This is a genomic window from Niallia taxi, from assembly GCF_032818155.1.
Classification (GTDB): domain Bacteria; phylum Bacillota; class Bacilli; order Bacillales; family Cytobacillaceae; genus Niallia; species Niallia taxi_A.
Genome location: NZ_CP102589.1, coordinates 3,813,178 through 3,839,527, shown reverse-complemented (window position 1 = coordinate 3,839,527; position 26,350 = coordinate 3,813,178). Strand labels below are relative to the sequence as shown.

The 26,350-nt window shown below is 39.2% G+C and carries 20 protein-coding genes; 16 read left to right on the top strand and 4 right to left on the bottom strand.

The features are described 5' to 3' along the window. Positions 1 to 237: 237 nt before the first annotated feature. Positions 238 to 2,973 carry a tetratricopeptide repeat protein gene (locus tag NQZ71_RS19145; RefSeq protein WP_317011154.1) on the top strand — a complete coding sequence of 912 codons (2,736 nt, stop codon included), beginning with the start codon at positions 238 to 240 and terminating at the stop codon, positions 2,971 to 2,973. A gap of 248 nt (positions 2,974 to 3,221) precedes the next feature. Here NQZ71_RS19145 and NQZ71_RS19140 read toward each other — a convergent pair whose 3' ends face one another. From NQZ71_RS19140 to NQZ71_RS19130, 3 genes are all read right to left on the bottom strand, one after another. Beyond that, entirely contained in the window at positions 3,222 to 4,874 is a 1,653-nt protein-coding gene (locus tag NQZ71_RS19140; RefSeq protein WP_260054035.1) for a glutamine--tRNA ligase/YqeY domain fusion protein, read from the bottom strand. Positions 4,875 to 5,075: 201 nt separating this feature from the next. Next, positions 5,076 to 5,399, bottom strand: a complete 324-nt coding sequence (locus NQZ71_RS19135; protein WP_260054036.1) for an AzlD domain-containing protein — start codon at positions 5,397 to 5,399, stop codon at positions 5,076 to 5,078. Further along, positions 5,383 to 6,120, bottom strand: coding sequence for an AzlC family ABC transporter permease (locus tag NQZ71_RS19130; protein ID WP_144456173.1), 738 nt, complete (start codon positions 6,118 to 6,120; stop codon positions 5,383 to 5,385). The genes NQZ71_RS19135 and NQZ71_RS19130 overlap by 17 nt, the downstream gene beginning before the upstream one ends. A 105-nt stretch (positions 6,121 to 6,225) precedes the next feature. On the opposite strand from NQZ71_RS19130, the gene NQZ71_RS19125 reads away from it, so the two are divergent. Then, complete coding sequence (locus tag NQZ71_RS19125) at positions 6,226 to 6,774, top strand: helix-turn-helix domain-containing protein (protein WP_260054037.1); 549 nt, start codon at positions 6,226 to 6,228, stop codon at positions 6,772 to 6,774. Positions 6,775 to 7,089: 315 nt separating this feature from the next. On the opposite strand, the gene NQZ71_RS19120 is transcribed toward NQZ71_RS19125, so the two are convergent. Beyond that, entirely contained in the window at positions 7,090 to 8,268 is a 1,179-nt protein-coding gene (locus NQZ71_RS19120; RefSeq protein ID WP_317011767.1) for an MFS transporter, read from the bottom strand. A 382-nt stretch (positions 8,269 to 8,650) separates the two neighbouring features. On the opposite strand from NQZ71_RS19120, the gene NQZ71_RS19115 reads away from it, so the two are divergent. The 14 genes from NQZ71_RS19115 (at position 8,651) to NQZ71_RS19050 (ending at position 26,330) form a co-directional block, all read left to right on the top strand. Continuing rightward, on the top strand, positions 8,651 to 10,000 hold the full coding sequence (locus tag NQZ71_RS19115; protein WP_317011153.1) for an aspartate kinase: 1,350 nt from the start codon (positions 8,651 to 8,653) through the stop codon (positions 9,998 to 10,000). 626 nt (positions 10,001 to 10,626) lie between these two features. Further along, the gene (locus tag NQZ71_RS19110; RefSeq protein WP_144456168.1) at positions 10,627 to 11,832 is read left to right on the top strand and encodes an amidohydrolase; all 1,206 of its coding nucleotides are present in this window, start codon (positions 10,627 to 10,629) and stop codon (positions 11,830 to 11,832) included. Positions 11,833 to 11,883: 51 nt separating this feature from the next. Beyond that, a complete protein-coding gene (locus NQZ71_RS19105; RefSeq protein WP_317011152.1) occupies positions 11,884 to 13,098 on the top strand; it encodes a M20 family metallopeptidase in 1,215 nt (404 codons plus the stop codon). Between the two features lie 25 nt (positions 13,099 to 13,123). Next, the gene (locus tag NQZ71_RS19100; RefSeq protein ID WP_144456164.1) at positions 13,124 to 14,149 is read left to right on the top strand and encodes an ABC transporter ATP-binding protein; all 1,026 of its coding nucleotides are present in this window, start codon (positions 13,124 to 13,126) and stop codon (positions 14,147 to 14,149) included. Further along, positions 14,146 to 15,159 carry an ABC transporter ATP-binding protein gene (locus NQZ71_RS19095; protein ID WP_317011151.1) on the top strand — a complete coding sequence of 338 codons (1,014 nt, stop codon included), beginning with the start codon at positions 14,146 to 14,148 and terminating at the stop codon, positions 15,157 to 15,159. The genes NQZ71_RS19100 and NQZ71_RS19095 overlap by 4 nt, the downstream gene beginning before the upstream one ends. 20 nt (positions 15,160 to 15,179) lie before the next feature. Then, a complete protein-coding gene (locus tag NQZ71_RS19090; RefSeq protein WP_127740157.1) occupies positions 15,180 to 16,130 on the top strand; it encodes an ABC transporter permease in 951 nt (316 codons plus the stop codon). Positions 16,131 to 16,146: 16 nt separating this feature from the next. After that, entirely contained in the window at positions 16,147 to 17,073 is a 927-nt protein-coding gene (opp4C, locus tag NQZ71_RS19085; protein ID WP_127740155.1) for an oligopeptide ABC transporter permease, read from the top strand. 49 nt (positions 17,074 to 17,122) lie between these two features. After that, positions 17,123 to 18,745 carry an ABC transporter substrate-binding protein gene (locus tag NQZ71_RS19080; protein WP_260054043.1) on the top strand — a complete coding sequence of 541 codons (1,623 nt, stop codon included), beginning with the start codon at positions 17,123 to 17,125 and terminating at the stop codon, positions 18,743 to 18,745. A gap of 217 nt (positions 18,746 to 18,962) precedes the next feature. Beyond that, positions 18,963 to 20,693 (top strand): ABC transporter ATP-binding protein, encoded by a 1,731-nt coding sequence (locus NQZ71_RS19075; protein ID WP_260054044.1) that lies wholly within the window; start codon positions 18,963 to 18,965, stop codon positions 20,691 to 20,693. After that, entirely contained in the window at positions 20,686 to 22,536 is a 1,851-nt protein-coding gene (locus NQZ71_RS19070; protein ID WP_317011150.1) for an ABC transporter ATP-binding protein, read from the top strand. The genes NQZ71_RS19075 and NQZ71_RS19070 overlap by 8 nt, the downstream gene beginning before the upstream one ends. Before the next feature lie 191 nt (positions 22,537 to 22,727). Next, positions 22,728 to 23,426: a GTP pyrophosphokinase gene (locus tag NQZ71_RS19065; RefSeq protein WP_144456156.1), complete on the top strand. Its 699-nt coding sequence runs from the start codon at positions 22,728 to 22,730 to the stop codon at positions 23,424 to 23,426. A 199-nt stretch (positions 23,427 to 23,625) separates the two neighbouring features. Beyond that, on the top strand, positions 23,626 to 24,765 hold the full coding sequence (locus NQZ71_RS19060; RefSeq protein ID WP_260054046.1) for a DEAD/DEAH box helicase: 1,140 nt from the start codon (positions 23,626 to 23,628) through the stop codon (positions 24,763 to 24,765). 182 nt (positions 24,766 to 24,947) lie between these two features. Then, entirely contained in the window at positions 24,948 to 25,190 is a 243-nt protein-coding gene (locus NQZ71_RS19055) for a hypothetical protein (protein WP_127740143.1), read from the top strand. A 15-nt stretch (positions 25,191 to 25,205) separates the two neighbouring features. Continuing rightward, entirely contained in the window at positions 25,206 to 26,330 is a 1,125-nt protein-coding gene (locus tag NQZ71_RS19050) for a GerAB/ArcD/ProY family transporter (RefSeq protein WP_144456152.1), read from the top strand. Positions 26,331 to 26,350: the final 20 nt, after the last annotated feature.

The window sequence follows — 26,350 nt, the reverse complement described above, 5'->3', positions numbered from 1 at the left end:
TAGTAATCTATTGTTATAAATATAAGTAAATGTTTTGTAACATAAATGAACAATTGCCGAAATGTACGAAACAGATGTCTTTGCTACAATAAAGGGAAGTATGGACAAAGACACTAGTTATGAATGCTGTTTTATTTGCATAATATTACAGTTGGATAGATGATAGCTAAAAAACGTGATTATGAGGATGAAGAAAAATAACTTATCAACATTCTTAATGAATAACAGGGGGAAGTTATGACATTAGAAAAGAAATTAATTAATAAATCATATTATGAAGGATTGACGATGGATAGAGAAGAGCCGCCTATTGAGGTGCTCGGTCAATTGTATATTGCTGAGCAACGGAAAAATGTTCCTGACCTTACCTCTATCCGCTTTGCACAGGGGGAATTATATTTTCTTGTCCATGACTATGAATCAGCGATATTCAAGTGGGAGAATATTGCAAACGAGCTTGAACCTTGGGCCAAGAAAAACTTGGCTGATGCTTATATGGAGCTTGGTGAGTTATCGACAGCGGAAAGCATATATAAGGCTGTATTGTCTGATTCAGAATTGTTAAATACAGAAATTTCCATGCAGCTGTTTGCCTTATATATTGAAAAAGGCAATCATGATATGGCGCAGCATACAATCAAAAGCTTGCTTGCAACAAATCCTGATTATGCCAATATGACGATGCTTGCAAAGGCTTATTTCGAGGAAAATGAAAACTGGGAAGATGCGATTGAACTGGCTGTTAATGAAGGAGACAGAACCAATTCATTAAAATGGTATGAAGCTTTAATTCAATATGCTAAAATCGGTGTTATCGCAGAGCATGAGCCCGGTTATTTTATGGAGAGCATCGGAAGTGTTTCGGAGCTAGATCAAAGGCTATTCGAAAAACTGAGTACAGCAATTTGGGCAAATTATGAAAACAGCCCTTTTTACTTAGCATGGCTGAGAGACTTCAATCAGCTGTTTCAACAGCTTCATTGGGAGGAAGCGGAAGAGTGGAAAGAGCTTCCTGAGGTGCTGGAAAACGCCTATTTACATCTAATAAGCTCTGCTTATCCGATAAAGGAAATTAGAGGGCTTGTTCCTGCTATTTTAAGCAATTTATTAGTAACAGCAACTAACAATCGTTTGATAACAGCTGCATCTGCTGTTCTGGCTTGGAATGAAATGTTCCCTGGAACGCTTGCGACGGATATCATCAGCAATTCTGAGCATTTAATCAATAATGCAGAGGCCGCTGTTGACTTGACAGAAATAGTGCAATTACTGGAATCAATTTCAAACTGGGCGCAAAACAATGACATTATTATTGATAAGAAGTTCTCGCAAAAGGTAGTGGAGCAAATTCCTTCTGAAAGCCATCAGCTGCTCATAATTGGCTCGCCTGGCAGTGGTGTAAATTCTTGCATTAATGAGCTAGTTGGGGAAACATTGCTGTCTGAGGATACAAACAGTCTGATTTCTATTCAAGATCAAGATTATTTAGAAATGGCGGAAGTGACAGAAGAAGGTGTTCGTCCAATTGACACATTATCTGATTTTTATGAGGAACAGCTTTCACATGCAAGGTATGGAGGAGATACAAGAATATTCCATTTATATGCTCCGTCCGCTTTCTTACATGAAAATAATTGGGCTATCACAACATTGCCATTCCCGCATCAAGAAAAGTATGCAGATTATGCCTTGTTGGCAGACAGTCTCCTTTTTGTTATAAATGAAAGATCGCTTTTTCAGTCGAGTGATTATGAAAGATTGCTAGATTGGAAGGAGAAGGCTCCTCATTTGACAATTCAATTCTTAATTTATGCAGATGAAGCGGAAAATGAAAAGGTAGCAACCAAAAGACTGCAAAAGGCAACAGCAGCAATTGATCAATATTTTCCAAACAGTGCTGTTTTCCTTTACTCAAAAGAAAATGATCGCAGTATCCAGCTTAATGATATTAGCAGCTTTTACAGAAGGCACTTTGCAGAAAGGAATCTTGCCGAAGAGCGTACAGTTAAAAGCATTGCGATTGTACAGGATTTGCTGTCCAGCCTTTTTGAGAAAAGATTGGAAATGGAGGAAAGTCTTTATACAACATTGCGGATGTATGAGGAGATTGTCAGCAAGCTTTCAGGTGCAAATAACCAGCTTTCAGATATAGAAGTGGAAAAAACGCGTACTATCGTAAATTCCTTTGAAGATATTAAAGACACTACTACAAGGGAAATTATGACGGAAATTCCAAAAATATTAAGAGATTGCAAGGACTTCGTTAAGGAGGACAGCGATTTCGGAAAAATCCATATTGAGCTTAATGATAAAATGAATAGTGAAATCGACCAATATGTCCACAAAACATTGCTGCCAAAGGTGTACGACAGGATAAATGAGTGGATTAGGCTATCCCAAGAGCAGTTGAATGAAAGCCAGCATTTCTTGAATGAACTATGTGAAGGCTTTAATGGATTATATGAAGAGGACCAACTGGCACTTCAATGTGATTTTTCCATTTTGGATGATTGGAAAAGAGATGCACGCAGGCTCACAAACAGCATCAAAATTGACAAAGCGAATATTTTACTTCGCTTGAAGCCATCACAAGTATTGCTGAAGAGTGCTGGTAAGCTGTTTGGCAGTATTCCACAAAATAAAAAGATGCTTCATACAAGATACCATAAATATCTTGAGACAGAGGATTTTACAGAGGTTGCTCAAAATATTGTCGACGCGTTTCTATTACAGTTTGACTTTTATGAGAATGGGCTTGCAGGAGATATCCATATCTTCTTTAGCAATCCATATGATGTTCTTCAAAAGACGATAGAGGATAAGAATGTCGAGATTCACGAATATCAGGAATTACTGGAACGGTTGAAGAATAATCCGGAAATGTTCCATGATCCGTTAAGATTGTTCGAGCTGCGTCTGCTTCAATATGACTGGCTTACTAGTCCAGGAAAGCTGTCTTATAGCAAGCATTAAAATATAGTTATAAAAGTTGCATAAAGTTGAAAGGCACCTCCAATTGATTAGACTTAAGTCTAATCTTTGGAGGTGCCTTTTTAGTTTCACTTAAGGTAGCAATTACCTTAATTCCTGGTTAAAGCTGTTTGGTGGAGTAGCAGGAAAAGGGCATGAATTTGGTACAACACCAAACTCATGCCCTAGAAGCTGTCTAATGAGATAACTGCACCTAGGGCAGTTCCATTAAGAAGCTGTTCTAGTCTATCTTAAAGCTTAAAGGAGCTCTTCAATGAAACAATTCGGTTAAACACTGGCTTTTCTGCTGTTGTGTATTTAGGATCAACACTGAAATAGCCGTGTCTGAAGAATTGGAACTTATCGTATGCTTGTACATCCTTCATATTCGGTTCGATGAAGCCTTGGACAATTTCAAGAGACTTCTCATTAACATAGTCAAGGAAGGTTTCTCCTTCTGCCATTTCTTCAGCTTCATCGTCTAAAATAAGTGGTTCATACAAACGGAATTCAGCAGGAATTGCATTGGTAGCTTCGACCCAGTGTAATGTGCCTTTTACTTTTCTGCCTGTAAAGCCAGATCCGCTTTTTGTTTCTTGGTCATAGGTACAACGCAGCTCAATTACATTGCCTTGGTCATCCTTAATAACTTCCTCGCATTTAATGAAGTAAGCATGTTTTAGGCGGACTTCATTGCCAGGGAATAGACGGAAGTATTTTTTTGGAGGATCTTCCATGAAATCTTCCTGTTCGATGTAAATCTCACGGGAGAAAGGAATTTGACGTATGCCCATCTCCGGATTTTCAGGGTTAATTTCTGCATCCAGCATTTCAACTTGGCCTTCAGGATAGTTTGTGATAACCACTTTTAATGGATTAAGAACACCCATTGTCCGAGGAGCCTTCAGTTTCAAGTCTTCTCTGACAAAATGATCCAGCATGGCAGAATCTACTGCCCCTGATCCTTTGGAAATACCAAGCTCTTTACTGAATTCATGAATTGCTTCAGGTGTTACGCCTCGTCTTCTCAAGCCAGAAATTGTTGGCATGCGTGGATCATCCCAGCCATCCACAAACTTCTCATCAACTAAAAGCTTCAGTTTACGCTTACTCATAACAGTATTTGTGATATTCAAGCGGCCAAACTCAATTTGCTGTGGTGTGCTTTCCATTTCACATTCTCTAATAACCCAGTCATAAAGCGGGCGTTGGTCTTCGAATTCAGTCGTACACAGCGAGTGTGTTACCCCTTCAATAGCATCCTCTAATGGGTGTGCAAAGCTGTACATTGGATAAATGCACCACTTGTCCCCAGTATTATGGTGTGAGGCATGAGAAATGCGGTAAATAACTGGGTCACGTAAATTGATATTTGGTGATGCCATATCAATTTTTGCTCTTAGTACTTTTTCACCGTTACCGAATTTGCCTTCACGCATAGCTTGGAAAAGCGCTAAGTTTTCTTCGATTGTACGCTCTCTGTAAGGACTGTTTTTTCCTGGTTCTGTCAATGTTCCACGGTATTCGCGAATTTGATCTGCATTCAAGTCGTCAACATATGCCAGCCCTTTGTTAATAAGCAATACAGCACGTTTGTACATTTCCTCAAAGTAATCAGATGCAAAAAGCAGGTTCTCCCATTTGTAACCAAGCCATTCTACATCTTCTTTAATAGCATTAACATATTCAATGTCTTCCTTAAGAGGATTTGTGTCATCGAAACGTAAATTCGTTTTCCCGTTAAATTCAGCTGCTAGTCCAAAATTAATGAAGATTGATTTAGCATGGCCGATATGCAAATAGCCATTCGGTTCTGGAGGGAAACGAGTGATAACCGTGTTATGCTTCCCTGTTTCCAAATCTTCCTTCATAATATTCTTGATAAAATTTGAATTGTTCTCCACTATATGACCACCTTTCTCCTATGTATAAAGATAAATGTGCCAAGATTTAAGACATTAGCACATTTTTGCATAAATGATAAAGCAAAAAAAATTCTTCTTTTGATTATATCAATAATATATCCAATATTTTATTATAAACTTCCTAGAAAAGAAACGAAAGTCCTAGAATAGTCTTTTTAAGGAGTGTATTTAAAAATTCTGTTAGAAAAAGAAGCGGATTAAAGCCATTAAGACTACTCCGACAAGGACTGTTGTCAGCAAACTTTTCGTCCATATTGCAATCAAAAGTGTCGGAATTGTCGCCAGTAAAACATTCCAGTTTATTTGCATGCCTGTATTGGATGCTGTGATTAAATTTTCGACAATAAGACCTGTAAATATACAAACTGGTAAGTAAGACAGCCATTTTTCCACAGGCTTTGGAACAGCAAAGCTTCTGACAACGATAAACGGCAATACTCGCGGAATAAGCGTTACAAGCATACAGCCAACAAGCAGCAGGAGGTATTCAGTTGTTGTGCTCATTATCAGTTACCACTCCAATCGTTGCTGTAATAATTGTCGCCACAATGACTGCAAGGCTGCTCGACATGATAGCTGAAAGCAGCACCATTAATACGACCATAACAGCCATTAAAAATAGGTAATGCTTTAATTTGGTTCGTTGGACAGTCTGCAGCTGGAGAATTAATAGTGCAACAAACATGGCAGTTAATGCATAATCAAGGCCGAATGTTTTAGGATCCGGAAACCATTTTCCTGCGTATGCTCCGACCGTACAGGAGATAATCCAGACAGTATAGGCTGTAATATTGAGACCATTCATCCAGCGATCTGTTATAGGAATATTTTTGGAGATTTTTGTAATGGCCACTCCAAAAGATTCATCTGTTACTAAGCTGCCGATGCCGATGTTTTTTAATAAAGAATATTGGGTAAACCTTGGTGCTAAAGCGGAGCTAAGAAGTAAATGTCTTAAATTAACGATAAAGGTTGTCAGCACAATCGCTCCAATAGGACTCCCAGCAGCAATCATTGCACAAATGATAAATTGTGCAGATCCAGCATAAACAAGGAGTGACATTAAAAACACAGCAAAAATGTCTAGGCCAGAAGATACGCCAACAACTCCCATTGCCAAACCAATGCTGATATAGCCTAACAATGTTGGGATGCAATCTTTAACTCCGTTCAAAAAGGTGAAGGAATCATCTTCTTTCCGTACATAAACCTTCGAAGTTTCCAGGATGATAACCTCCTAAATGTTTAATATGTTATATAAATGTATGTTATAATGTACAGTATATAAAAGCCTGAATAATTAATCAATGACAATTTTAAGGAGTGGAAAATGGATTCTATTTCAAATGTAATTGGAAAAAATCTTGAAAGTCTTCGTAAGAGTAGAGGATATAGTCTTGATAAAGCTGCTGAGCTGACAGGGGTTAGTAAAGCAATGCTTGCTCAAATAGAAAAGGGAAAATCAAATCCGACAGTTTCGACATTATGGAAAATAGCAATGGGACTGCAGGTTTCCTTTTCCTATTTCATGACAGAAAATGCTACAACTGTTAAAAAAGTTCGTTTCAAAGACATAGAGCCATTTAAGGATGATTCCAATCATTATCGGCTGTTTTCTCTTTTTCCATATCATCCTGAAAAAAAATTTGAGGTGTATACGGTAGAATTGGATGCAAAAACAGAGCATTTTTCTGAAAAGCATGCAGGGGAGGAATATGTCTTTGTTGGAGAGGGAAATGTCGCAATTGTTATTGGCGAAGATAAGTATAATTTGGAAAAAGGAGACGCACTATCCTTCACATCCAATCGGGACCATATGTACATTAATACAGGGGATGAATTGGCGACTATTTTTGTCCTGATTTATTATCCGGAATAAAAAAGAACCATTCTCCAAATCGCCGGATGAATGGTTCTTTTTATGCTTCTTCGCTCTGCTGTTAAGCAGCTCAAGCTTCGTTTTTGTCGTTTTAGTCATCGGGTTAATCGAGCCCCAGTCGCCTCTTTTTATAGCAACATTAAATCCAGTTTCACGCAGCTGTTTTTCGCGCTTTTTCTTTGCAATAGATTTTGCCATCGTTTTATTCCTCCTAAAAAAATATAAAGGTATACTAAATGCAGCACTCCCTAAATGCACTAAAGTATACCTTTATTATATAACATTACTTAATGAAAGAAGAGACTTTCCGTTTATTTATGATATGGAATGTTTTACATATTTTGGGTGTCGATGCATCATCGTTACTAAGAATACACCGCAGATAAGCAGCAGGCTGCTTGTCGTGAAGAACACAGCTGAAAAGCCATAATGCCCTGCAATTAACCCGCCGAAGGTTGGACCAATTATATTTCCGAGAAAGCGGAGACTTGTTTCGTATCCCATTACTTCACCTTGCATAGTAATCGGAACTTCATGTCTGATATAGGCAATTCTAACTGGGATAAGTCCGCCAATGGACACACCGAGCAGAAACCGAATAATCAAAAGCTGCCAATAGTCAGTAACGAACCCGCCTGGGAAATAGACAATGCCTGCTATAAATAGCAAGATCACCAGCAGCTTCAAATAGCCTTTTCGATCGCCAAGCTCTCCCCACTTTCGTGCCATGAGTAAGTTTCCTAAGCCTGCTGCTGAAAAGGCAATGCCAGAAAATAAAGCAATGCTTTCTGTGCCATGCAGTTCACTTACATATAAAGACAGAATTGGCTGGATGCTGAAATGGGCAATTTGGATAACTGCCGAAATAAGCAATACTGTTATAAATATAGGATTTTTTAAGATATACCCAAGTACCTCTCTGGTAGAATAATGCTGTTTAATGCCTTTGGCGACAGGGAGAATAAATTCCTTCGTTGTGAAGACCAATATTACTGACAGAAGTATGGCAAATGAAGTATAGCGGAATGTATCAGAGTAACCAATGCTGTCAGCTATCGCACCTCCAAGTAAAGGACCGATAAGGGAACCTGTAATACTGCCGGTCTGCAGGGTACCGAGTACCTTCCCAGCAGTTTTTTTAGGGGTTTGTGTAGCGATAAATGCCTGTGACATAGGAATAAATCCTGTAAAGAAGCCTGTAAAAAAGCGGAGTGCAAATAGTTGCCATACAGAAGTGACAAAGCTCATTAAGAAAATGGAGAGACCGAGGCCGAAGCCTAATGCGATTAAGATTTTTTTCCTTCCAAACTTATCCCCAATCTTCCCCCAAATTGGAGAAAACAAAAAGGCTGCGATGAATGTGACAGAAAAACAGAGGCCAGACCAATGCTGAACATACTTCTCTGAAAAGTTCCCCATTGACTCAATATAAAGGGATAGAAAGGGCAAAACCATTGTCATGCTTCCGCTTATAAAAAAATTTGCGAACCACATGATCGACAAGTTGCGTTTTGAATACTGTTGATAATCGTCCAAAAATAACACTTCTTTCCGAAAACATTTCGTTTTTCTAAATATTATCTTAACGCAATTCCTCCAAAGAAGGAAGCCTTTTGCTTTACAAAAATAATGGTAATGTGCTAGTCCATCAGTACCTTTTAAAAAAAAATATTTTTGTCCTCTCTTCATGCACAAATGTATTTCTAATGAAGAAATATCTTGCATCTTACATGTAAAAAAGTAATAATATGTTTAGCATAAAATAATGGAAAATTAAAAAAACATATTATTGGAAAAGTTCTGCAGTTTATGGGAATGTAAGCATGGGGAAATAATACAAGCATTAATATTAATTGACGTAATGGGAGATGGCGGCATGAAGGTAGTAAAGTTTGGTGGAAGTTCTTTAGCATCAGGACAGCAATTAGAAAAGGTATTGCAAATATTAAAGGATGACAAGGAGCGGAGAGTGGTGGTAGTTTCTGCTCCAGGAAAAAGGAATGAGCAGGATACAAAAGTGACAGACCTGCTAATTAGCTGCGGAGAAAAGGTATTAGCAGGCAAGGATCCTTTAGAAGAAGTTGCGCAGGTGATTGCAAGATATGCGGATATTGCCAGAGAACTTGATCTTTCAAGTGACATTATTACGCAAATTAAACAGGGTTTTCTTGAGCTGTTAGATGGAAATAAAGAGAATGCTCATTCCTTTATGGAGGCAGTCAAGGCAAGCGGGGAAGACAATAATGCTAAATTGGTCGCAGCTTTCTTAACTGCCAGAGGCTTGAAAGCAGTGTATGTTAATCCACAGGAGGCCGGACTGATTGTGACTGATGAGCCTGGCAATGCCCAGGTGCTTCCTGAGTCTTATGATCGTTTACAGCTTTTAAGAGAGTATGAGGACATCGTTGTGTTCCCAGGTTTTTTTGGTTATAGCAAATCAGGTGAGGTTGTGACTTTTTCCAGAAGCGGCTCTGATATTACTGGTGCGATAGTAGCGAACGGTGTGAAGGCATCTGTTTATGAGAATTTCACGGATGTTGATGCAGTCTATACTGTAAATCCAACGATTGTCTCCAAGCCAAAAGAGATTAGTATGCTCACATACAGGGAAATGCGCGAGTTATCCTATGCAGGGTTTTCCGTCTTCCATGCGGAAGCATTGATTCCTGCTTATCGGGCCGGCATTCCAGTCCATGTGAAAAATACTAATAATCCTCTTGTTCCAGGCACAAAAATCGCAGCAAAACGCAGTAATGATAATGGACCAGTTGTCGGAATTGCAAATGATAAAGGTTTTTGTTCCATATATATCAGTAAATATTTAATGAATAAAGAAATTGGATTTGCAAGAAGAATCCTTTCTATTTTGGAGGAATATGGGATTTCGTATGAGCATATGCCTTCAGGTATTGATGACCTGACAATCATATTGCGCCAAGATCAATTAATACATATTGATGAAGGCGAACTGCTTGCAAGGATAAAGGAAGAACTTAATGCTGAAGAAGCTGTCATAGAGCATGACCTTTCATTAATTATGGTTGTTGGGGAAGGAATGCGCCATAATGTTGGCACAACATCTCGCGCAGCCAAAGCTTTGGCAGAGGCTGGAGTCAATATCGAGATGATTAACCAAGGCTCATCAGAAGTCAGCATGATGTTTGGTGTAAAGGAACAATTTGCGAAAAAAGCTGTTAAAGCACTATATGAAGAATTTTTCCAGTAGAGGCTGAACATATGTAAGTCTAATTCAACCGAACTATTTATCATTTATTGATTAATAGTTCGGTTTTTTGTTTTCGGTCTAAAAACAACAATTGAAAATTTTAGTGGTAGGATAAAAGGACACTCGACTACTAAGGGAAATCACGACCCTGCAGGCGAAGACGAGGAAGCTCTAGCTTTGTCCAAGCATCTATTTTTTCAAATATAGAAGCTGGTTATATTCGGACAAGAGAATTGTCAGGAAAAAAATTTAAAAGACTTTGAATGTCAGATTATCTAACACAATTGGATTAACCGTTTAAAATTGAAAGCGGAAACAACATTGATAAAAGAAGAAAAAGTGAAAAATATGTCTAAAAAGAATAATTAACTATTAATTCTGTTAATTATGATAATTAAAAAAACTTAGTATACTAATCCTAGTTTTGAAGTTAATTTATAAGAAATAGCAAAAATAATAGCAAATAAGAAAGGAGAAAATCAGTATTTAAAGGAAAAGAGATAAGTCATTCATCTGTGAAAATTGCGTAATTATCCTTTTTTAACGATTAAATATAATAATGTTAAAAGTTATAACAACCTTTAGGGAAAGATGTGGAAATTCTTCATTATATTAGGAGGGAACGTATGTTACAAAATTGGCATGAAGAACTAGAAGGTATGTTTGATCAGATGGTGGAGTGGAGAAGACATATGCATCAGTATCCAGAACTTTCGTTTCAAGAGGTAGAAACCCCGAAGATGATTGCGGATATCCTAGAGGGATTTGGAATTGAAGTGAGACGCAATGTAGGTGGAAGAGGTGTAGTTGGCAAGATTTATGGTGCTAAACCAGGAAAAACAATTGCGCTCCGAGCAGATTTCGATGCACTGCCAATCCAGGATGAAAAGGAAGTTTCCTATAAATCAAAGGTAGACGGAGTCATGCATGCTTGTGGACATGATGGACATACTGCCACATTGCTTGCTGTAGCCAAGGTACTTCAGGATAACAGGGAAAGTATCGCAGGCAATGTTGTGCTGCTGCACCAGCATGCAGAGGAGCTTTCGCCAGGAGGAGCAAAAGCAATGATTGAGGATGACTGCCTAGAAGGAGTCGATGTAGTATTTGGAGCGCATCTTTCCAGCTTGAGTGAATTAGGAAAATATTATTGCAAACCAGGCTATTCACAAGCGGCAGCTGATGCATTTGAAATAACGGTAACAGGCAAAGGGGGACATGGCTCTTCACCACATGAGACAGTCGATGCCATTGCTGTTGGAACTGCCCTTGTCACACAGCTGCAATTTATTGCAAGCCGCAGAGTGGACCCGTTAAATCCGGTTGTGCTGTCAGTCGGTTCCTTCCACAGCGGTAATGCCAAAAATGTTATCGCGTCAAAGGCAACATTGACTGGAACGGTAAGAACACTTGATAAGGATCTGCGTGTATTTATGGAAGAAGAAATACGCTTGATGGCAGAAGGGATTTGCGAAAGTATGCAGGCAACTTGTGAAGTGAATTACATAAAGGGTTATCCTGCAGTATTTAATCATGAAGAGGAAGTGGCTGTTTTTGAAAAGGCAATTGCAGACAGCTTAGATAAAGAGATGATAGTCAGGTCTTCACCAATCATGGGCGCAGAGGATTTTTCCTACTATCTTTTAGAAAAGCCAGGTATGTTCTTTCACACTGGTGCAAGAGTAGAAGGGGAGCAAAGCTACCCGCACCACCATCCAATGTTTGATTTTGATGAGAAAGCGATGATTTATGCAGGTAAAGCATTTTTGAGTATTGTTGACCACTATATTGCTGTGAAATCGGAAGAAGAGGTGGCCGAAGCCGTTCAATAAGAAAATCAATATCAAGCAAAGATCAAAAATAATGGATGGGAGTGATCTGCAATGTTAAGCAAATGGTATGAGGAAATAGAAGCAATGTATGATTCTATGGTGGAATGGAGACGGCATTTGCACGAAAATCCTGAGCTTTCCTTTCAAGAAGCGAACACGAGCAAGATGATTGGAGATCTGCTGGAGAGCTTCGGAATCGAAGTACGAAGGAATGTTGGAGGAAATGGAGTTGTTGGGAAAATCTATGGATCAAAGCCGGGAAAAACCATTGCGTTAAGAGCAGACTTTGATGCATTACCAATCCAGGATGAGAAGGAAGTTCCTTTCAAATCAAAAATCGATGGCGTTATGCATGCATGTGGACATGATGGCCATACAGCAACATTGCTTGCTGTAGCTAAGGTGCTGAATGACAATAAGGAACATCTTGCTGGCAATATTGTTCTTCTCCATCAGCATGCAGAGGAACTCCCGCCAGGAGGCGCAATCACAATGATTGAAGACGGATGCTTGGATGGAGTAGACGTTGTGTTTGGAGCACATCTTGCTTCAGGAAATGCTCTCGGAGAGGTGCTATACGGAGTTGGCCCTACATCTGCTGCAAGTGATACTTTTGAATTAAAGCTTCAAGGCAAGGGTGGTCACGGAGCATCACCACACCAAACTATTGATTCCATTGCAATTGGGGCGCAAATCGCTAACCAATTGAAGCATATTGTCAGCCGCCGTGTTAATCCGCAAAAACCAGCTGTCATTTCAATCGGGTCATTCCATGCCGGAAACGCAGGAAATGTTATTGCTGACACTGCAGAATTGACAGGCACAGTCCGAACTTTTGACGACGATGTTCGTGATCTTATTGAAAAAGAAATGGATGAGCTAATTAGTGGAGTGTGCAAGGCGTTTCATGCTACCTATGAATTTAACTATACAAGGGGCTATCCTTCGACTGTGAATACGAAGGAAGAGACTGATATTCTAGTAGAATGCGTTAAAGCAAATTTACCAGAACAGAAGCTTGTGGAAATTATTAAGCCAGGGATGGGCGGCGAAGATTTTGCCTATTATCTTCAGCATAGACCAGGAACTTTCTTTTCAGTTGGTGCCAGAAATGAAGAAATTGGTGCTGTTTATCCGCATCATCATCCAATGTTTACATTTGATGAGAGAGCGATGCTCGATACAGCTAAGATTTTCTTGAGTCTTGTCGATTATTATATCAATCCAGAAAAGGCTGGTGCATTAGTAGAATCTTCTACTATATAAATGAACTAAAACTGGAGGGGGAAGAATGGGGAACAATATCTTAGAAGTAGATAAACTGCAAACGGCTTTTAAAACAGATAAGGGGGAAGTCATTTCTGTCGAAGAAGTGACTTTCCAGTTGGAGCCTGGTGAGACAATCGGAATTGTGGGTGAATCTGGCTGCGGAAAAAGTGTTACTTCTTTATCTATCATGAGACTTCTAGGAACACATGGTTTTATAAAGAAAGGCTCTATTAAGCTGAATGGCAAGGACTTGGCACAGGTCTCGGAAGCAGAAATGCGAAAGGTCCGCGGCAATGAAATATCCATGATCTTTCAGGAGCCGATGACATCCTTAAATCCTGTCTTCACAATAGGAAACCAAATGGTTGAATTGATTCGTCTGCATATGGATTACAGTGCAAAAGAAGCAAAGAAGTATGCGGTCGAAATGCTTCAGAAGGTGGGAATACCAAGAGCAGAAGTAATCATTGATGAATATCCCCATTCTCTTTCAGGGGGGATGAGACAGAGGGTTATGATTGCAATGGCGTTGTCGTGCAAGCCGAAGCTGCTGATTGCAGATGAGCCGACAACAGCCCTTGATGTAACAATCCAAGCTCAAATCCTTGAATTGATGAAAAGCTTAAAAAAGGAATCAAATACATCTATTATGATGATCACCCATGACTTAGGCGTTATCGCTGAAATGGCTGATAAAGTAATTGTCATGTATGCAGGGCAGGTTGTAGAAGAGGCTGATGTGTTTACATTATTTGATGAACCGAAGCATCCTTATACGAAGGGCTTGATTGAATCCATACCACATTTGGAATACGATTCAGACCAAAAGCTTTATTCGATTCCAGGTTCCGTACCGACATTGCAGCAAATGCCAAAGGGGTGCCGCTTTCATACAAGATGTCCGTATGCCACGGAAAAATGCGTAACTGACAGACCTCCCCATTTAGCTGTTGATGGCAACAGTAATCATAAAGTGAGATGCTGGCTTTATGAGGAAGTAGGCAGCAAGACAAGAACACATACTAGTGGAAGCGAGGTAAACGTATGAGCATGATAACTTTACCTAAAAAAGACGGAATATTAGGACAATTAAGTGAGCCTCTTTTGGAAATTAAAAATCTCAAAAAATATTATCCAATCAAAAAAGGAGTTTTATCTAAAACAGTAGGTCACGTAAAAGCAGTAGACGGACTAGATTTTTCTATCTATCCAGGTGAAACAATTTCACTTGTTGGGGAATCAGGCTGCGGCAAATCTACGACAGGCAGAGCAATTGTAAAGCTGGACCCTCCTACTGAAGGGAGTGTGCTGTTTGAAGGAAAAGATATGGCGGACTTAAGTAAAGGAGAATTGCGGAAAATCAGGACACAAATGCAAATCATTTTCCAAGATCCCTATTCCTCTCTAAATCCGCGTAAAAGAATTGGGGACCTTTTGGCAGAGCCGCTTTTGGCACATAAGCTTGCCTCTAAGGAAGAGGTCAGCAAAAAGGTCGATCAAATGCTAGAGACAGTTGGATTAACAAAGTTTCATAAAGGCAGATACCCGCATGAGTTTTCAGGTGGACAGCGACAAAGAATTGGAATAGCCCGGGCGCTAATGCTGAATCCGAAATTGATTGTTTGTGATGAGCCTGTGTCTGCACTGGATGTTTCTATCCAGGCACAAGTGCTGAACCTGCTCAAGGATTTGCAAAAGGAATTCAATTTAACGTATCTGTTCATTGCCCACGGTCTTGGTGCAGTCAAATATATTAGTGACAGAATCGCTGTCATGTACCTTGGGAAAATCGTTGAGCTTGGTAAAACGGCAGATATATTCTCGAAACCAAAGCATCCATATACACAAGCATTATTAAGCGCCTATCCGATTCCAAACCCGCATTTACGAAATAGAGAGCGCATTGTAGTTGAAGGTGATGTACCAAGTCCGGCAAATCCTCCTAAAGGCTGCAGATTCCATACGAGATGTCCATTTGCGGCAAGTATTTGTAAAGAAAAGGAGCCTGTTTTGAGCGGGGATAACCATACGGTAGCCTGTCATTTTCCACTATCATAAACAAGGGAGGGAGCTCATAAATGCTACAGTACATTATCAGAAGAGTATTAATTGCCATTCCAGTATTGTTTGGGGTTACAATTTTTAATTTTTTCATCATTAATATGGCACCCGGTAACCCTGTTGACATGTACCTTAATCCGGATGCCACAGAAGCAGATGCAGAAGCAAAAAAGGAAGCGCTCGGATTGAACGATCCAATATATGTCCAATATATCCGATGGCTTGGCAACCTGCTTCACGGTGATTTTGGCTTTTCCTATACAACATATGAACCCGTTCTTGACTTAATCATGAACAGAGTTGGTCCAACATTACTCCTGATGGGGGCAGCACTTGTCATTGCTTATATTATTGCGATTCCAATTGGAATTCTCAGTGCCTCAAAACAGTATTCTTGGATTGATTATTTGACAACAACATTTTCCTTTTTAGGTGTTTCCATCCCAAGCTTTTTCCTCGGTCTTGGCGCAATCTACTTATTTTCATTAGTGCTGGGCATACTCCCTACTGGTGGAATGTTCACATTAGGAAGTACGGGCGGCTTTATGGATACATTTATACATTTGCTGCTTCCGGCAGCCATATTAGGAACAGGGATAGCAGGAAGCACGGTCCGTTATGTAAGAAGCAGCATGCTAGAAGTGCTTGGGCAGGATTATTTGCGGACAGCTAGAGCGAAAGGACTAAAAGAGTTTGTTGTCACAAATAAGCATGCTTTGAAAAATGCTCTTATTCCCATTATTACGATTATAGGTATGGAAATACCAGTGTTAATCGGCGGTGCAGTTGTCACAGAACAGATTTTTCAATGGCCCGGTTTAGGTCAATTAACGATACAGTCCATTAGTTCCAGGGACTATCCAACATTGATGGCGATTAACTTCTTGGCAGCATTCGCGGTGTTGTTCTCTAATTTGCTGACAGATATTCTTTATTCTGTTGTCGATCCACGCATCAAATATAGCTAGGGGGGGAGGAAGTAGAATGAGTATACCAAACGCAAAACTTGGTACAGAATTGCCGATTAATCAGATGCCTGTTGCTGTTAAAGAGGAGTTGGGCAATGAAGAAAGCTATTTAAAGCTAATAACGAAACGTTTTTTTAAACATAAGCTGGCAGTTGTCGGGATGATCATTTTCAGTTTAATTGTGCTGATGGCACTCTTTGCTCCGCTTATCGCTCCCCATAATCCATATGCTGTCGAAGGGGAGTTCGCTGCAGCACCTTCTTCAGAGCATTTACTTGGAACAGACGAGGTAGGCAGAGATTTATTCAGCAGACTTATATATGCTGCTAGAGTCTCCTTATCCGTAGGTGTTGGCGCTGTTGCCATTTATGTTGCCATTGGCACAGTGTTAGGAGCAATTGCCGGATACTTTGGTAAATGGGTAGATATGGTTATTATGCGCTTAACAGATGTATTCATGTCTTTCCCATATTTAATGGTTATCCTTGTTTTGGTAAGCATCATGGGACCGAAGCTAATTAACGTTATCCTTGTTTTAGGCCTGCTAGGCTGGCCGTCCATTGCAAGGCTTGTGAGAGGGAGCGTTCTTTCCATTAAGGAAATGGACTATGTTAAGGCAGGAGTCGCGTTAGGATTTTCAACACCAAAAATCGTGTTCCAGCACATACTGCCAAACTGTATTGCTCCAATTCTAGTAAATGCAACATTCGGTATTGCTTCTGCGATTATTATGGAGGCTTCCTTAAGCTTTCTCGGCATGGGGGTTCAGCCGCCAACAGCAAGCTGGGGAAATATGTTGACTGAAGCACAATCAATTACGGTATTGGCATCACAGCCATGGCTGTGGATTCCTCCAGGTATCATGATTTTACTTTCCGTTCTATCCATTAACTTCATGGGTGACGGACTGCGTGATGCAATGGATCCAAAAAGCTTGAAGTAAGTGATGAGAATATATGATTCACATTCTATAGATAAATGGGGGAAAACAGATGAAGAATGTATTCAGAAAAGGATTAGGCTTATTCACGATTGCGCTCCTGCTTTTATTGACAGCTTGTTCTGGTGTGGCAAACACTGGAACAAACTCAGGGGGATCTAAAGGCAATACAATGTATATTGGACTAGTAAATGCTCCAGTCAGCTTCAACCCTATTAACTCATCCGATATTGCGGCTTCATGGCTGGAAAAATTTATGTTCGATACATTTTTGGAAATGACAGGGCCACTGGAGTTTACTCCTAAGCTTGCAGATTCATTTGAAACAGAAGATAATCAAACATTCACAATTAAGTTGAATGAGAAAGCAGAATGGTCTGACGGCACACCAGTAACTGCAAATGACGTTGCATTTACAATGAATCTTGTTGCAAACCCTAAAACAGAAACAGCAATAGGAACATATTTGACGATTATTGACGGATTGAACGAAAGTGGGAAATTCCCGGAAGGCGTTACGGAGATACCATCATTAACAATTGTTGACGACAAAACAATCCAATTTAAAACAAAAACGCCAGTTGATCCAAACATGGTAAAAGAACAGCTTGGCTCTAAGTTTATGATTCTTCCAGAGCATGTATTAAAGGATGTAGCTCCAGAAGACTTACAAAAGGATCCATTCATGCAAAAACCAACTGTAACAAATGGACCATTCAAGTTCGTACAATATGCTAAAGACCAATATGTAGAATATAAAAAGAATGATAATTACTATTTAGGTGAAGTACAACTCGATAAAATGTTCGTGAAAATTATGCCTGCAGCAAATCTTGTTGCACAGCTTCAAACAGGCGAAATTCAAATGAATGCTGCCGGTGGTATTGGTAAGATTGCTGTACAGGATTTTGATACAGTGAAGGGTTTTGAAAATGTAACAACAAAAACAGAAAAAACGTATGGTTATCAAAACATGATGTTCAACACAGAAAAAATCACGGATGAAAAAGTCCGCCAAGCATTTGCTTATGCGATTGACCGTGAAAAAATTGTTGATCAGCTGTTGAAGGGCGAGGGGGAGATTGTCGACGGACCATATACATCCATCAGTCCATACTTGGATAAGGATTTAGCAACATACACTTATGATCCTGAAAAGGCAAAACAACTGCTTGAGGAAGCTGGATGGGACTTTGACAAAACAATTGACTTTGTTGTACCTATCGGAAATAAAGTCCGTGAGCAATCAGCTGACATCATTGCTCAAAATCTAGAAGCAATTGGCTTAAAACTTAATACAACAACATATGATTTTCCAACTATTATGTCAAAAGCTAAAGCAGGCGAATTCGATTTGCTGTTGATGGGCTTCACGAACACAATCGATCCTGACGTAACAACTGTTTACGGAAGCAATGCTACAAGCAACTATACAAACTACAGTAATCCTGAGGTTGATAAGCTTCTGCTTGCTGGTAAACAAGAGCCAGATACAGAGAAGCGTAAAGAGATTTACAACGAGCTTCAAGCAATTTGGAGCAAGGAATTGCCAGTATTCACCCTTTATTCAGACTTTGACTTCGGAGCAATTTCAAAAGACGTTGCAGTCGGCGGTCCAAAGGTATTTGGCTTCCATAATGAGCTGTATAAGTGGACAATGACAGGAGCAGAATAATTGAAACTTAATTAAGAGTTAAGGAAAAGACTGTAGAATGGTTTCTACAGTCTTTTTTTGCATTAATAGTTTTCTCTCCTCCTTAAAAAAAGTACTATGACAATGCTCAAACCATGTTTTCTATTTATGGAAAAAGAGGTATGATAATATCAAAATTTAGTTTTCCTAAAGAAATCGTAAATGCTAATTTATATGTGCAAAAGGCAGGAGGAGAAAAATGACAAAAATTTTTAAAAGGCTTTGGACATATCAAGTCAGCATCGCCATTGCACTAATTCTAATGCTGACAGAACTTGCAGTAGAGCTGGTCCAGCCACTTATCATGGCAAAAATTATTGATGATGGTCTTGCACAGGAAAACACAGAAACAGTTATTCTTTGGGGAAGCATCCTTGTCGGCATTTCACTGCTTGCTTTTGCTGCAGGCATTATTAACACTTTTTATTCCGCTCATGTCAGCCAAAATTTTGGCTACAGTCTCCGAAAAGAGCTTTACTCAATCATTCAATACTTCACATTTGCCAACAGCAGCAAGTTTGCCAGCTCTTCCTTAATAACAAGGCTGACAAATGATATTACACAGCTGCAGAATATGATTTTTATGGGTCTGCGTTTTCTGTTAAGGTCACCATTATTAATAATTGGAGGAATCATCATGTCCTTCGTTGTCAATGCAAGACTAGCTCTTTTGCTTGCAGTGACAATTCCTGTGATTATCCTAATGTTTATTTGGGTTATTCGCAAAGGCGGAAGGATGTTTAAAAAAGTACAAGGGAAATTGGACTTTGTGAACAATGTTATGCTTGAAAACTTAACAGCCGTAAAGCTGATTAAGGCATATGTTCGAAAACGGTTTGAAACAGACAGATTTATTTTTGCCAGTGATGACTTAAGAAGAAATACAGAAAAGGCACTAAGGTTAATGGAAATTACCGTTCCACTCCTTTTGTTCATTATGAATTTATGTATTATTGCTATTCTTTGGTTAGGGTCAGGTCAAATTGCAGCAGGGCAAACACAGGTTGGGGATGTTGTGGCAATCATAAACTATTCCTTAAGAATAACCTCTTCTTTATCTGTCATAACCATGCTGATTATGGTTGTATCCCGTTGTAAGGCATCTGCAGACAGGCTGCAGGAAGTATTCGACATAGAAGAAAAGGATAGCAGCGGACATGGAAATGCCTCAAAACAGCTTGAAATAAACGGGAAATTAGAATTCAAAGATGTTGCTTTTGCTTATCCAAATACTGAATACAGTGTGCTTGCCGGTATTAGCTTTACTGTCCAGCCAAATGAAGTGGTTGCTGTTATGGGAATAACGGGAGCAGGGAAAACAACTTTATTTCAGCTTATTCCAAGATTATATGAACCGACAAAGGGAGCAGTTTATATTGATGGCACAGACATTAGAGAGTACAATCTTGACTCCATAAGAAAGCAAATTGGCTATGTTCCACAGGTTTCCTTATTGTTTACTGGAACAATTAAAGAAAATATTCGTTGGGGAAATCCTTTTGCCACAGACAATGAAATTGTAAAGGCAGCTAAGGACGCGCAAATACACGATACGATTATGAAGCTTCCAATGAAGTATGATACTAGAATCGGACAAAAGGGAATAAATTTATCTGGTGGTCAAAGACAAAGGCTATCCATTGCGAGGGCACTTGTAAGGAAACCGAAAATCCTCCTTTTAGATGATAGTACTAGTGCTTTAGATTTGCAGACAGAAAAAGAGCTGCTTCAAGCAATATCCACATACAATGCAACGGCACTGTTAATAACTCAAAAAATCTCAACTGCCCGAAAGGCAAACAGAATTCTGCTTATGGAGGAAGGCAAAATCCTTGCATATGCCCCTCATGATCAGCTGCTGAAGGAAAATAAATTGTACCAGAAAATAGTAGAATCACAGCTAGGTAAGGAGGAGGCAAGCCATGTATAAGACATTTACAGAAGCCTTTCATTATCCGAAGCCAGATTTAGATACAAAGGCAGTAAAGAAAAAGGTTAAAGCAAAACCACGTAATATGGGAAAGACATTGTACCGATTATGGCAATACATGGCTGTTCAGAAAGGTCTTCTTATTCTCGTGCTTTTTCTTGTCGCAGTCAGCTGCTTTTTAGGACTGCTTGGCCCATATATAGTAGGGATATCCATTGATAATTATATTGTTAATAAAGAATTTAGCGGGCTTGGCACGATGCTGCTGCTATTGGGCATTATCTATTTCATTTATTCTGTCAGCCTATTCTTGCAGAATTACTGGATGATCGGCATTTCTCAATCAACTGTCTATAAGCTCCGAACAGACTTGTTTGCCCAATTTCATGAGCTTGCAATTGCCTATTTTGATAAAAAACAGCATGGAGAACTGATGAGCAGGGTCACAAATGATATTGAAAATGTTAGCTCAACACTTAACAGCTCTGTTATCCAGATTTTTTCAAGCGTACTGACACTCATAGGGACGATTTCCATCATGCTTTGGCTCAGTCCGCTTCTAACTTTCTTGAGCTTAATTATCATACCTGCCATGTATTGGGGCATGAAATGGATTACAGCCAGAACAGGCCAGCTTTTTAAGCAGCAACAGCAAAAATTAGGGGAGCTAAATGGTTTTATTGAAGAGTCCATTTCAGGTCAGCGTATTGTTAAAACCTTCTCATTAGAAGATAAAATGATTATGGAGCTTGTGGATAAAAGTGAAAGCTTGAAGAACGTCAGCTATTGGGCACAGGTTTATTCAGGGTTTATCCCCAAGCTGATGAATATGCTCAATAATATTAGTTTTGCCCTAATAGTTGGCGTCGGCGGCCTAATTATTTTAAAAACAGGAAACATTTCTATAGGAATTATCGTCATATTTGTTGAGTACTCAAGACAGTTCACTCGTCCTTTAAATGATCTTTCCAACCAGTTCAACACATTGTTGTCGGCCATTGCCGGGGCAGAAAGAGTGTTTGAAGTGCTTGATGAGCACAGCGAGGATAAGGATGAAGAAAAAGCAGTCTCACTTGATCAAGTATCAGGGGATGTTGTCTTTTCTAATGTGTCATTTGCTTATGAAGAAGATAAAGGAATACTTGAGGGTGTTAGCTTCCATGCTAAGCCTGGTGAAACAATTGCTCTTGTTGGCCCAACAGGAGCGGGAAAAACAACGGTCATTAATCTGCTGTCCAGATTCTATGATGCCACTGGTGGAGTCATCAAGCTTGATGGCAAGGATATTACTTCAATAAAAAGGGAAAGTTTACGCAAACATATGGGCTTTGTTCTTCAGGATGCCTATTTATTTGGCGGAACTATTCGCGAAAACATTCGTTATGGAAGATTAGATGCTTCTGACAAAGAAGTGGAGCAAGCAGCACAGCTTGCCAATGCACAAAGCTTTATTGACAGCCTGCCAGACGGCTATGAAACTGTGCTGCAAGCAGACGGCAACAGCATAAGCCAAGGTCAAAAGCAGCTGCTGTCCATTGCAAGAGCAATACTTGCTGATCCTGAGATTCTCATTCTTGATGAGGCAACGAGCAGCATTGATACGATAACAGAGGTGAAGATTCAAGAAGCGCTGCAGGTGCTCATGAGAGGGAAAACCTCCTTTGTTGTTGCCCATAGACTTAACACAATTAAGCATGCTGATTGTATCCTAGTCTTGAATAATGGTGAAGTCATCGAACGTGGGACACATGACGAGCTCTTGCAGAAAAAAGGTTTTTATTCTCAGTTGAATCAGAATCAATTCAGCCCGGATACTGGCGAAAACGGGGAAACCCGTCCTTAAATTGCCAAGTGAAGGAGATTGACTGACCGGTCATTTTTCTTTATAATAGGGTTAGATGCCTGTCATCCTTAACATTGGCGAAGAGGTGAATGGTTAAAATGAAAACGATCGATCAGATTATCGAGCTTTTGAAAAACATAGGAGTCAATGCAGAAAAGGTTATAAGAAAACCAAAGGAGACTTATTGATTTATGGATCGTACTAACAAGAATGAAGGACTTCTACCTATAAGCGAATGGAATTTAGATGACCTTTCCAATGAACTAATAGAGTGGAAAAACAACCTGATTGTCTACCGTTTTGCTTTAGAGGAAGTTAATACGAAACTTAAAATATTAAATGAAGAATTTCAATTTATCCACAATCATAACCCGATTGAACATATTAAATCCCGGATTAAAGATCCAAGGGGAATTATGGTGAAGCTTAACAGGAAAGGTCTTGGCATCACGGTTGAAAATGCGAAGGAGCATATTCACGATATTGCCGGCGTCCGCATCACCTGCTCATTCATATCGGATATTTATGATTTATATGAAATGCTCAAAAGACAAAGCGATTTGAAAATTATTGAAGTAAAGGATTATATTAAAAATCCAAAACCAAACGGTTACAAGAGTTTGCATTTAATCATCAAAGTTCCAGTATTTTTAAGCAATGGAATGGAAGAAGTATTTGTGGAAGTGCAAATAAGAACAATTGCGATGGACTTCTGGGCGAGCCTTGAACATAAAATATATTATAAATTTGATAAAGGCATTCCAGAATATTTGCTTGCAGAGCTGAAGGAAGCAGCAGATGCTGCACATGAACTGGATGTCAAAATGAAAAAGATTAAGGACAGGGTGGATATTTACCAAACAGTCGGAGATGCCCAAACCCTTGTTTAATAAATTTTAACAGGACTGTCGCCAGCAATTTGCCGACAGTCTTTTTTCATTGTTTAACAGCTAGCATGATTGCATATCTATTTTTAGGAGAATAATCTATAATAAGTAGATATTAGGCAATGAAACAGCCATATGTGCAAAAAGCTATTTCTTCCTAGTGAAGAGCAAAAGCGTAAGCTGTGTAAAGAAGGAGAATGAAATGAGTAATCAAGACCTTTTAAATAAGATGAAACCTTTCGTAGCAGAAAATTGGGCGAAAGCAAGCTTTCAAAAACCGACAAACATTCAAGAACAGGCGATACCTGAAATATTAGCTGGAAAAGATATCATCGCTGAATCACCGACAGGTACTGGAAAAACGCTGGCATACCTACTGCCAGTTTTAAATAAAATCGATGCTGAATCAAGAGCTATGCAGGCGATAATTCTAGCATCTTCCCAAGAACTGGTTATGCAGATACTTGGTGAGGTTCAAAAATGGGGAGAAAACAGCGGAATCCGTTCTGCTTCCTTCATCGGTGGAGCCAATGTAAAAAGACAGTTGGAGAAGCTGAAGAAAAGTCCTCATCTCGCCATTTGTACACCTGGTAGAGCCTTGGAGCTTATTAAGCAAAAGAAGCTTAAAATGCATGAAGTTAGAACGATTGTGCTTGATGAAGCAGATCAGCTGCTAGTTCCTGAACATATTGACTATCTTCGTCAAATCATTAAAGCAACACAGAAAGAAGAAAGACAGGTTGTTATGTTCTCAGCAACACTGACAGAAAGAACAGCATCGCTTGGCAAGGAATTGCTCCAAGAACCTGCTGTTATTACTGTTAAAAAAGATACGAGTATTGAAGCTGCAGATGTAAATCATATCTATTTCCAGGCAGAGCATCGAGACAAAATCAAGCTGATGGAGAAAATCTCTCGTTTGGAGAATGCGAAAGTGCTTGTTTTTGTTAAGGATATCGGTACATTGGATGTACTCCACGAAAAACTTGCCTTTAAGGAAATTCAAACAAGCAGACTTCATAGCGATCTTAACAAAATGGACAGACAAAAATATACAAGGCTATTCCGTTCAGGCAAAACATCTATGCTGCTTGCAACAGACGTTGCAGCACGCGGATTAGATATCCAAAATATAACACATGTTGTCCACTTTGACTTTGCCAAAGACAAAACACAGTATATCCACCGTTCCGGTCGGACAGGCAGATTCGGCAAGGAAGGAACAGTCATCAGCTTAGTAACAGACAGGGAAGAAAGAGAATTAAAGCAAATGCTGAAAGAACTCAATATCCCGCTAGAACGCAAAGTTTTCTTTAAAGGTGAAATTTCAGAAGTTAAATAATTAATAGACCATTGAAAAGCCGCTAAATAATTAGCGGCTTTTTTTGCAGTTTTTCCATAAAAAATGCCGCGAAATTTTCAGCGGCATTTTTTATTTTTATCCCTGCAAATATTTTCTACATAATATTGGAGAATTTTCACAAGATAAGACAAGAATATTACTATTTGCAGGTGAAATGATATATGGTTACATTTGTTTATTTATTAATGATTGGCATGATGGGGAGCCTTACACTCATACTTGATTTATTTGTTTTTCATGACAGCTTAAAAAACTGCTTTCTGAACATTTACAAGGCAGAGGTTGGAGCAGGAGCAATCACCATTGTATTAACAGCTGGCTTTGGCTTTATCTGGTCAGTAGTAGTTGATTTTAGAAGGCTGAAAAAGAAGCTGCAAGGCAATAAATCACAAGCTAAAAACTAAAGGAAGTGGAGTCCGATGCTGAAAGAGAATATTTCTTTAAGCCAATTAGCAGCAATTGTATTCAATTTCCAAATTGGTAGCTCCATTGTTTTTGGGCTTGCATTAGACGCAAAAGAGGATGCTTGGATTGCCCTCATAATTGCATTTGCACTTGGGATACTGATTACAGCATTTTATTTATATTTAAGCTCGCTCTTGCCGGGAAAAAACCTGTACGAGATGTTTGAGTATTGCTTTAAAAGGCCGATAGCAATCTGCTTAAGCTTGGTCTACTCGATGTACTTCTTGTACTATGCGTGTCGTATCATCAGGGACTTCGGAGAATTGATTTCTGCTACAGTTCTTCCGACTACTCCGATTGAATTCAGCGTATTTACACTGCTTCTTGTTATTGGATATGTGCTTTATTTAGGGCTAGAGGTGCTTGCCAGAACATCTGAAATTTTTACACCATATGCCATCATATTTATGGTCTTATTATGTGTGTTTTTATATTCAGGGAAAAATTTAGATTTATCAAATATTAAGCCTATGTTGGGAGAGGGATTGGAACCTTTATGGAAGGTGATTTTTCCATATGAGCTCATCCGCCCATATGGTCAGCTGCTTTTCTTAACATTCATTCTTCCGAGTGTGACGAGATTAGATTTAAGCAGCAGGGTTGTGATGTTCAGTGTGATTTGTTCCAGCCTTCTTCTCATAGCATCATCAGTGTTGATTATTTTATCATTGGGTCAAAATATTGCCCTTCGTTCTAATTTTCCACTGTTGAGTGCAGCAAGGCTGATTTCAATTGGAGAATTTATTCAGCGTGTTGATGCTATTGTTGTCTTCACGATGGTATTAGGAACATTAGTGAAGAGCTCTATTTACATATATGGTGGATTAAAAGGATTAGAGTATATTTTCACTATTCCGTTTCGTTTTTTTGCAATCCCTATATCATGTGTGGTTTCACTTTTCTCGATTTTTATTGCAAAAGGGTATTCGGATCATTTAGATGAAGGGCTATTCTCCAACCCGTTTTTATTGCATGTGCCGCTCCAGTTCGGACTGCCACTTCTTTTGACGGTAATCCTCCTGTTCAAGAAATGGAGGGGAAAACATCATAGCAAGCAGATGAAAGAAAGGAATATGTAAATCTTGCTGTGCATTAAGAT

Excerpts from the sequence above, each read along its gene's own strand:
- NQZ71_RS19145 (WP_317011154.1), top strand. The coding sequence starts at position 238 with ATGACATTAGAAAAGAAATTAATTAATAAATCATATTATGAAGGATTG.
- NQZ71_RS19135 (WP_260054036.1), bottom strand. The coding sequence starts at position 5,399 with ATGAGCACAACAACTGAATACCTCCTGCTGCTTGTTGGCTGTATGCTT.
- NQZ71_RS19125 (WP_260054037.1), top strand. The coding sequence starts at position 6,226 with ATGGATTCTATTTCAAATGTAATTGGAAAAAATCTTGAAAGTCTTCGT.
- NQZ71_RS19120 (WP_317011767.1), bottom strand. The coding sequence starts at position 8,268 with ATGTGGTTCGCAAATTTTTTTATAAGCGGAAGCATGACAATGGTTTTG.
- NQZ71_RS19115 (WP_317011153.1), top strand. The coding sequence starts at position 8,651 with ATGAAGGTAGTAAAGTTTGGTGGAAGTTCTTTAGCATCAGGACAGCAA.
- NQZ71_RS19110 (WP_144456168.1), top strand. The coding sequence starts at position 10,627 with ATGTTACAAAATTGGCATGAAGAACTAGAAGGTATGTTTGATCAGATG.
- NQZ71_RS19105 (WP_317011152.1), top strand. The coding sequence starts at position 11,884 with ATGTTAAGCAAATGGTATGAGGAAATAGAAGCAATGTATGATTCTATG.
- NQZ71_RS19100 (WP_144456164.1), top strand. The coding sequence starts at position 13,124 with ATGGGGAACAATATCTTAGAAGTAGATAAACTGCAAACGGCTTTTAAA.
- NQZ71_RS19095 (WP_317011151.1), top strand. The coding sequence starts at position 14,146 with ATGAGCATGATAACTTTACCTAAAAAAGACGGAATATTAGGACAATTA.
- NQZ71_RS19090 (WP_127740157.1), top strand. The coding sequence starts at position 15,180 with ATGCTACAGTACATTATCAGAAGAGTATTAATTGCCATTCCAGTATTG.
- opp4C (WP_127740155.1), top strand. The coding sequence starts at position 16,147 with ATGAGTATACCAAACGCAAAACTTGGTACAGAATTGCCGATTAATCAG.
- NQZ71_RS19080 (WP_260054043.1), top strand. The coding sequence starts at position 17,123 with ATGAAGAATGTATTCAGAAAAGGATTAGGCTTATTCACGATTGCGCTC.
- NQZ71_RS19075 (WP_260054044.1), top strand. The coding sequence starts at position 18,963 with ATGACAAAAATTTTTAAAAGGCTTTGGACATATCAAGTCAGCATCGCC.
- NQZ71_RS19070 (WP_317011150.1), top strand. The coding sequence starts at position 20,686 with ATGTATAAGACATTTACAGAAGCCTTTCATTATCCGAAGCCAGATTTA.
- NQZ71_RS19065 (WP_144456156.1), top strand. The coding sequence starts at position 22,728 with ATGGATCGTACTAACAAGAATGAAGGACTTCTACCTATAAGCGAATGG.
- NQZ71_RS19060 (WP_260054046.1), top strand. The coding sequence starts at position 23,626 with ATGAGTAATCAAGACCTTTTAAATAAGATGAAACCTTTCGTAGCAGAA.
- NQZ71_RS19055 (WP_127740143.1), top strand. The coding sequence starts at position 24,948 with ATGGTTACATTTGTTTATTTATTAATGATTGGCATGATGGGGAGCCTT.
- NQZ71_RS19050 (WP_144456152.1), top strand. The coding sequence starts at position 25,206 with ATGCTGAAAGAGAATATTTCTTTAAGCCAATTAGCAGCAATTGTATTC.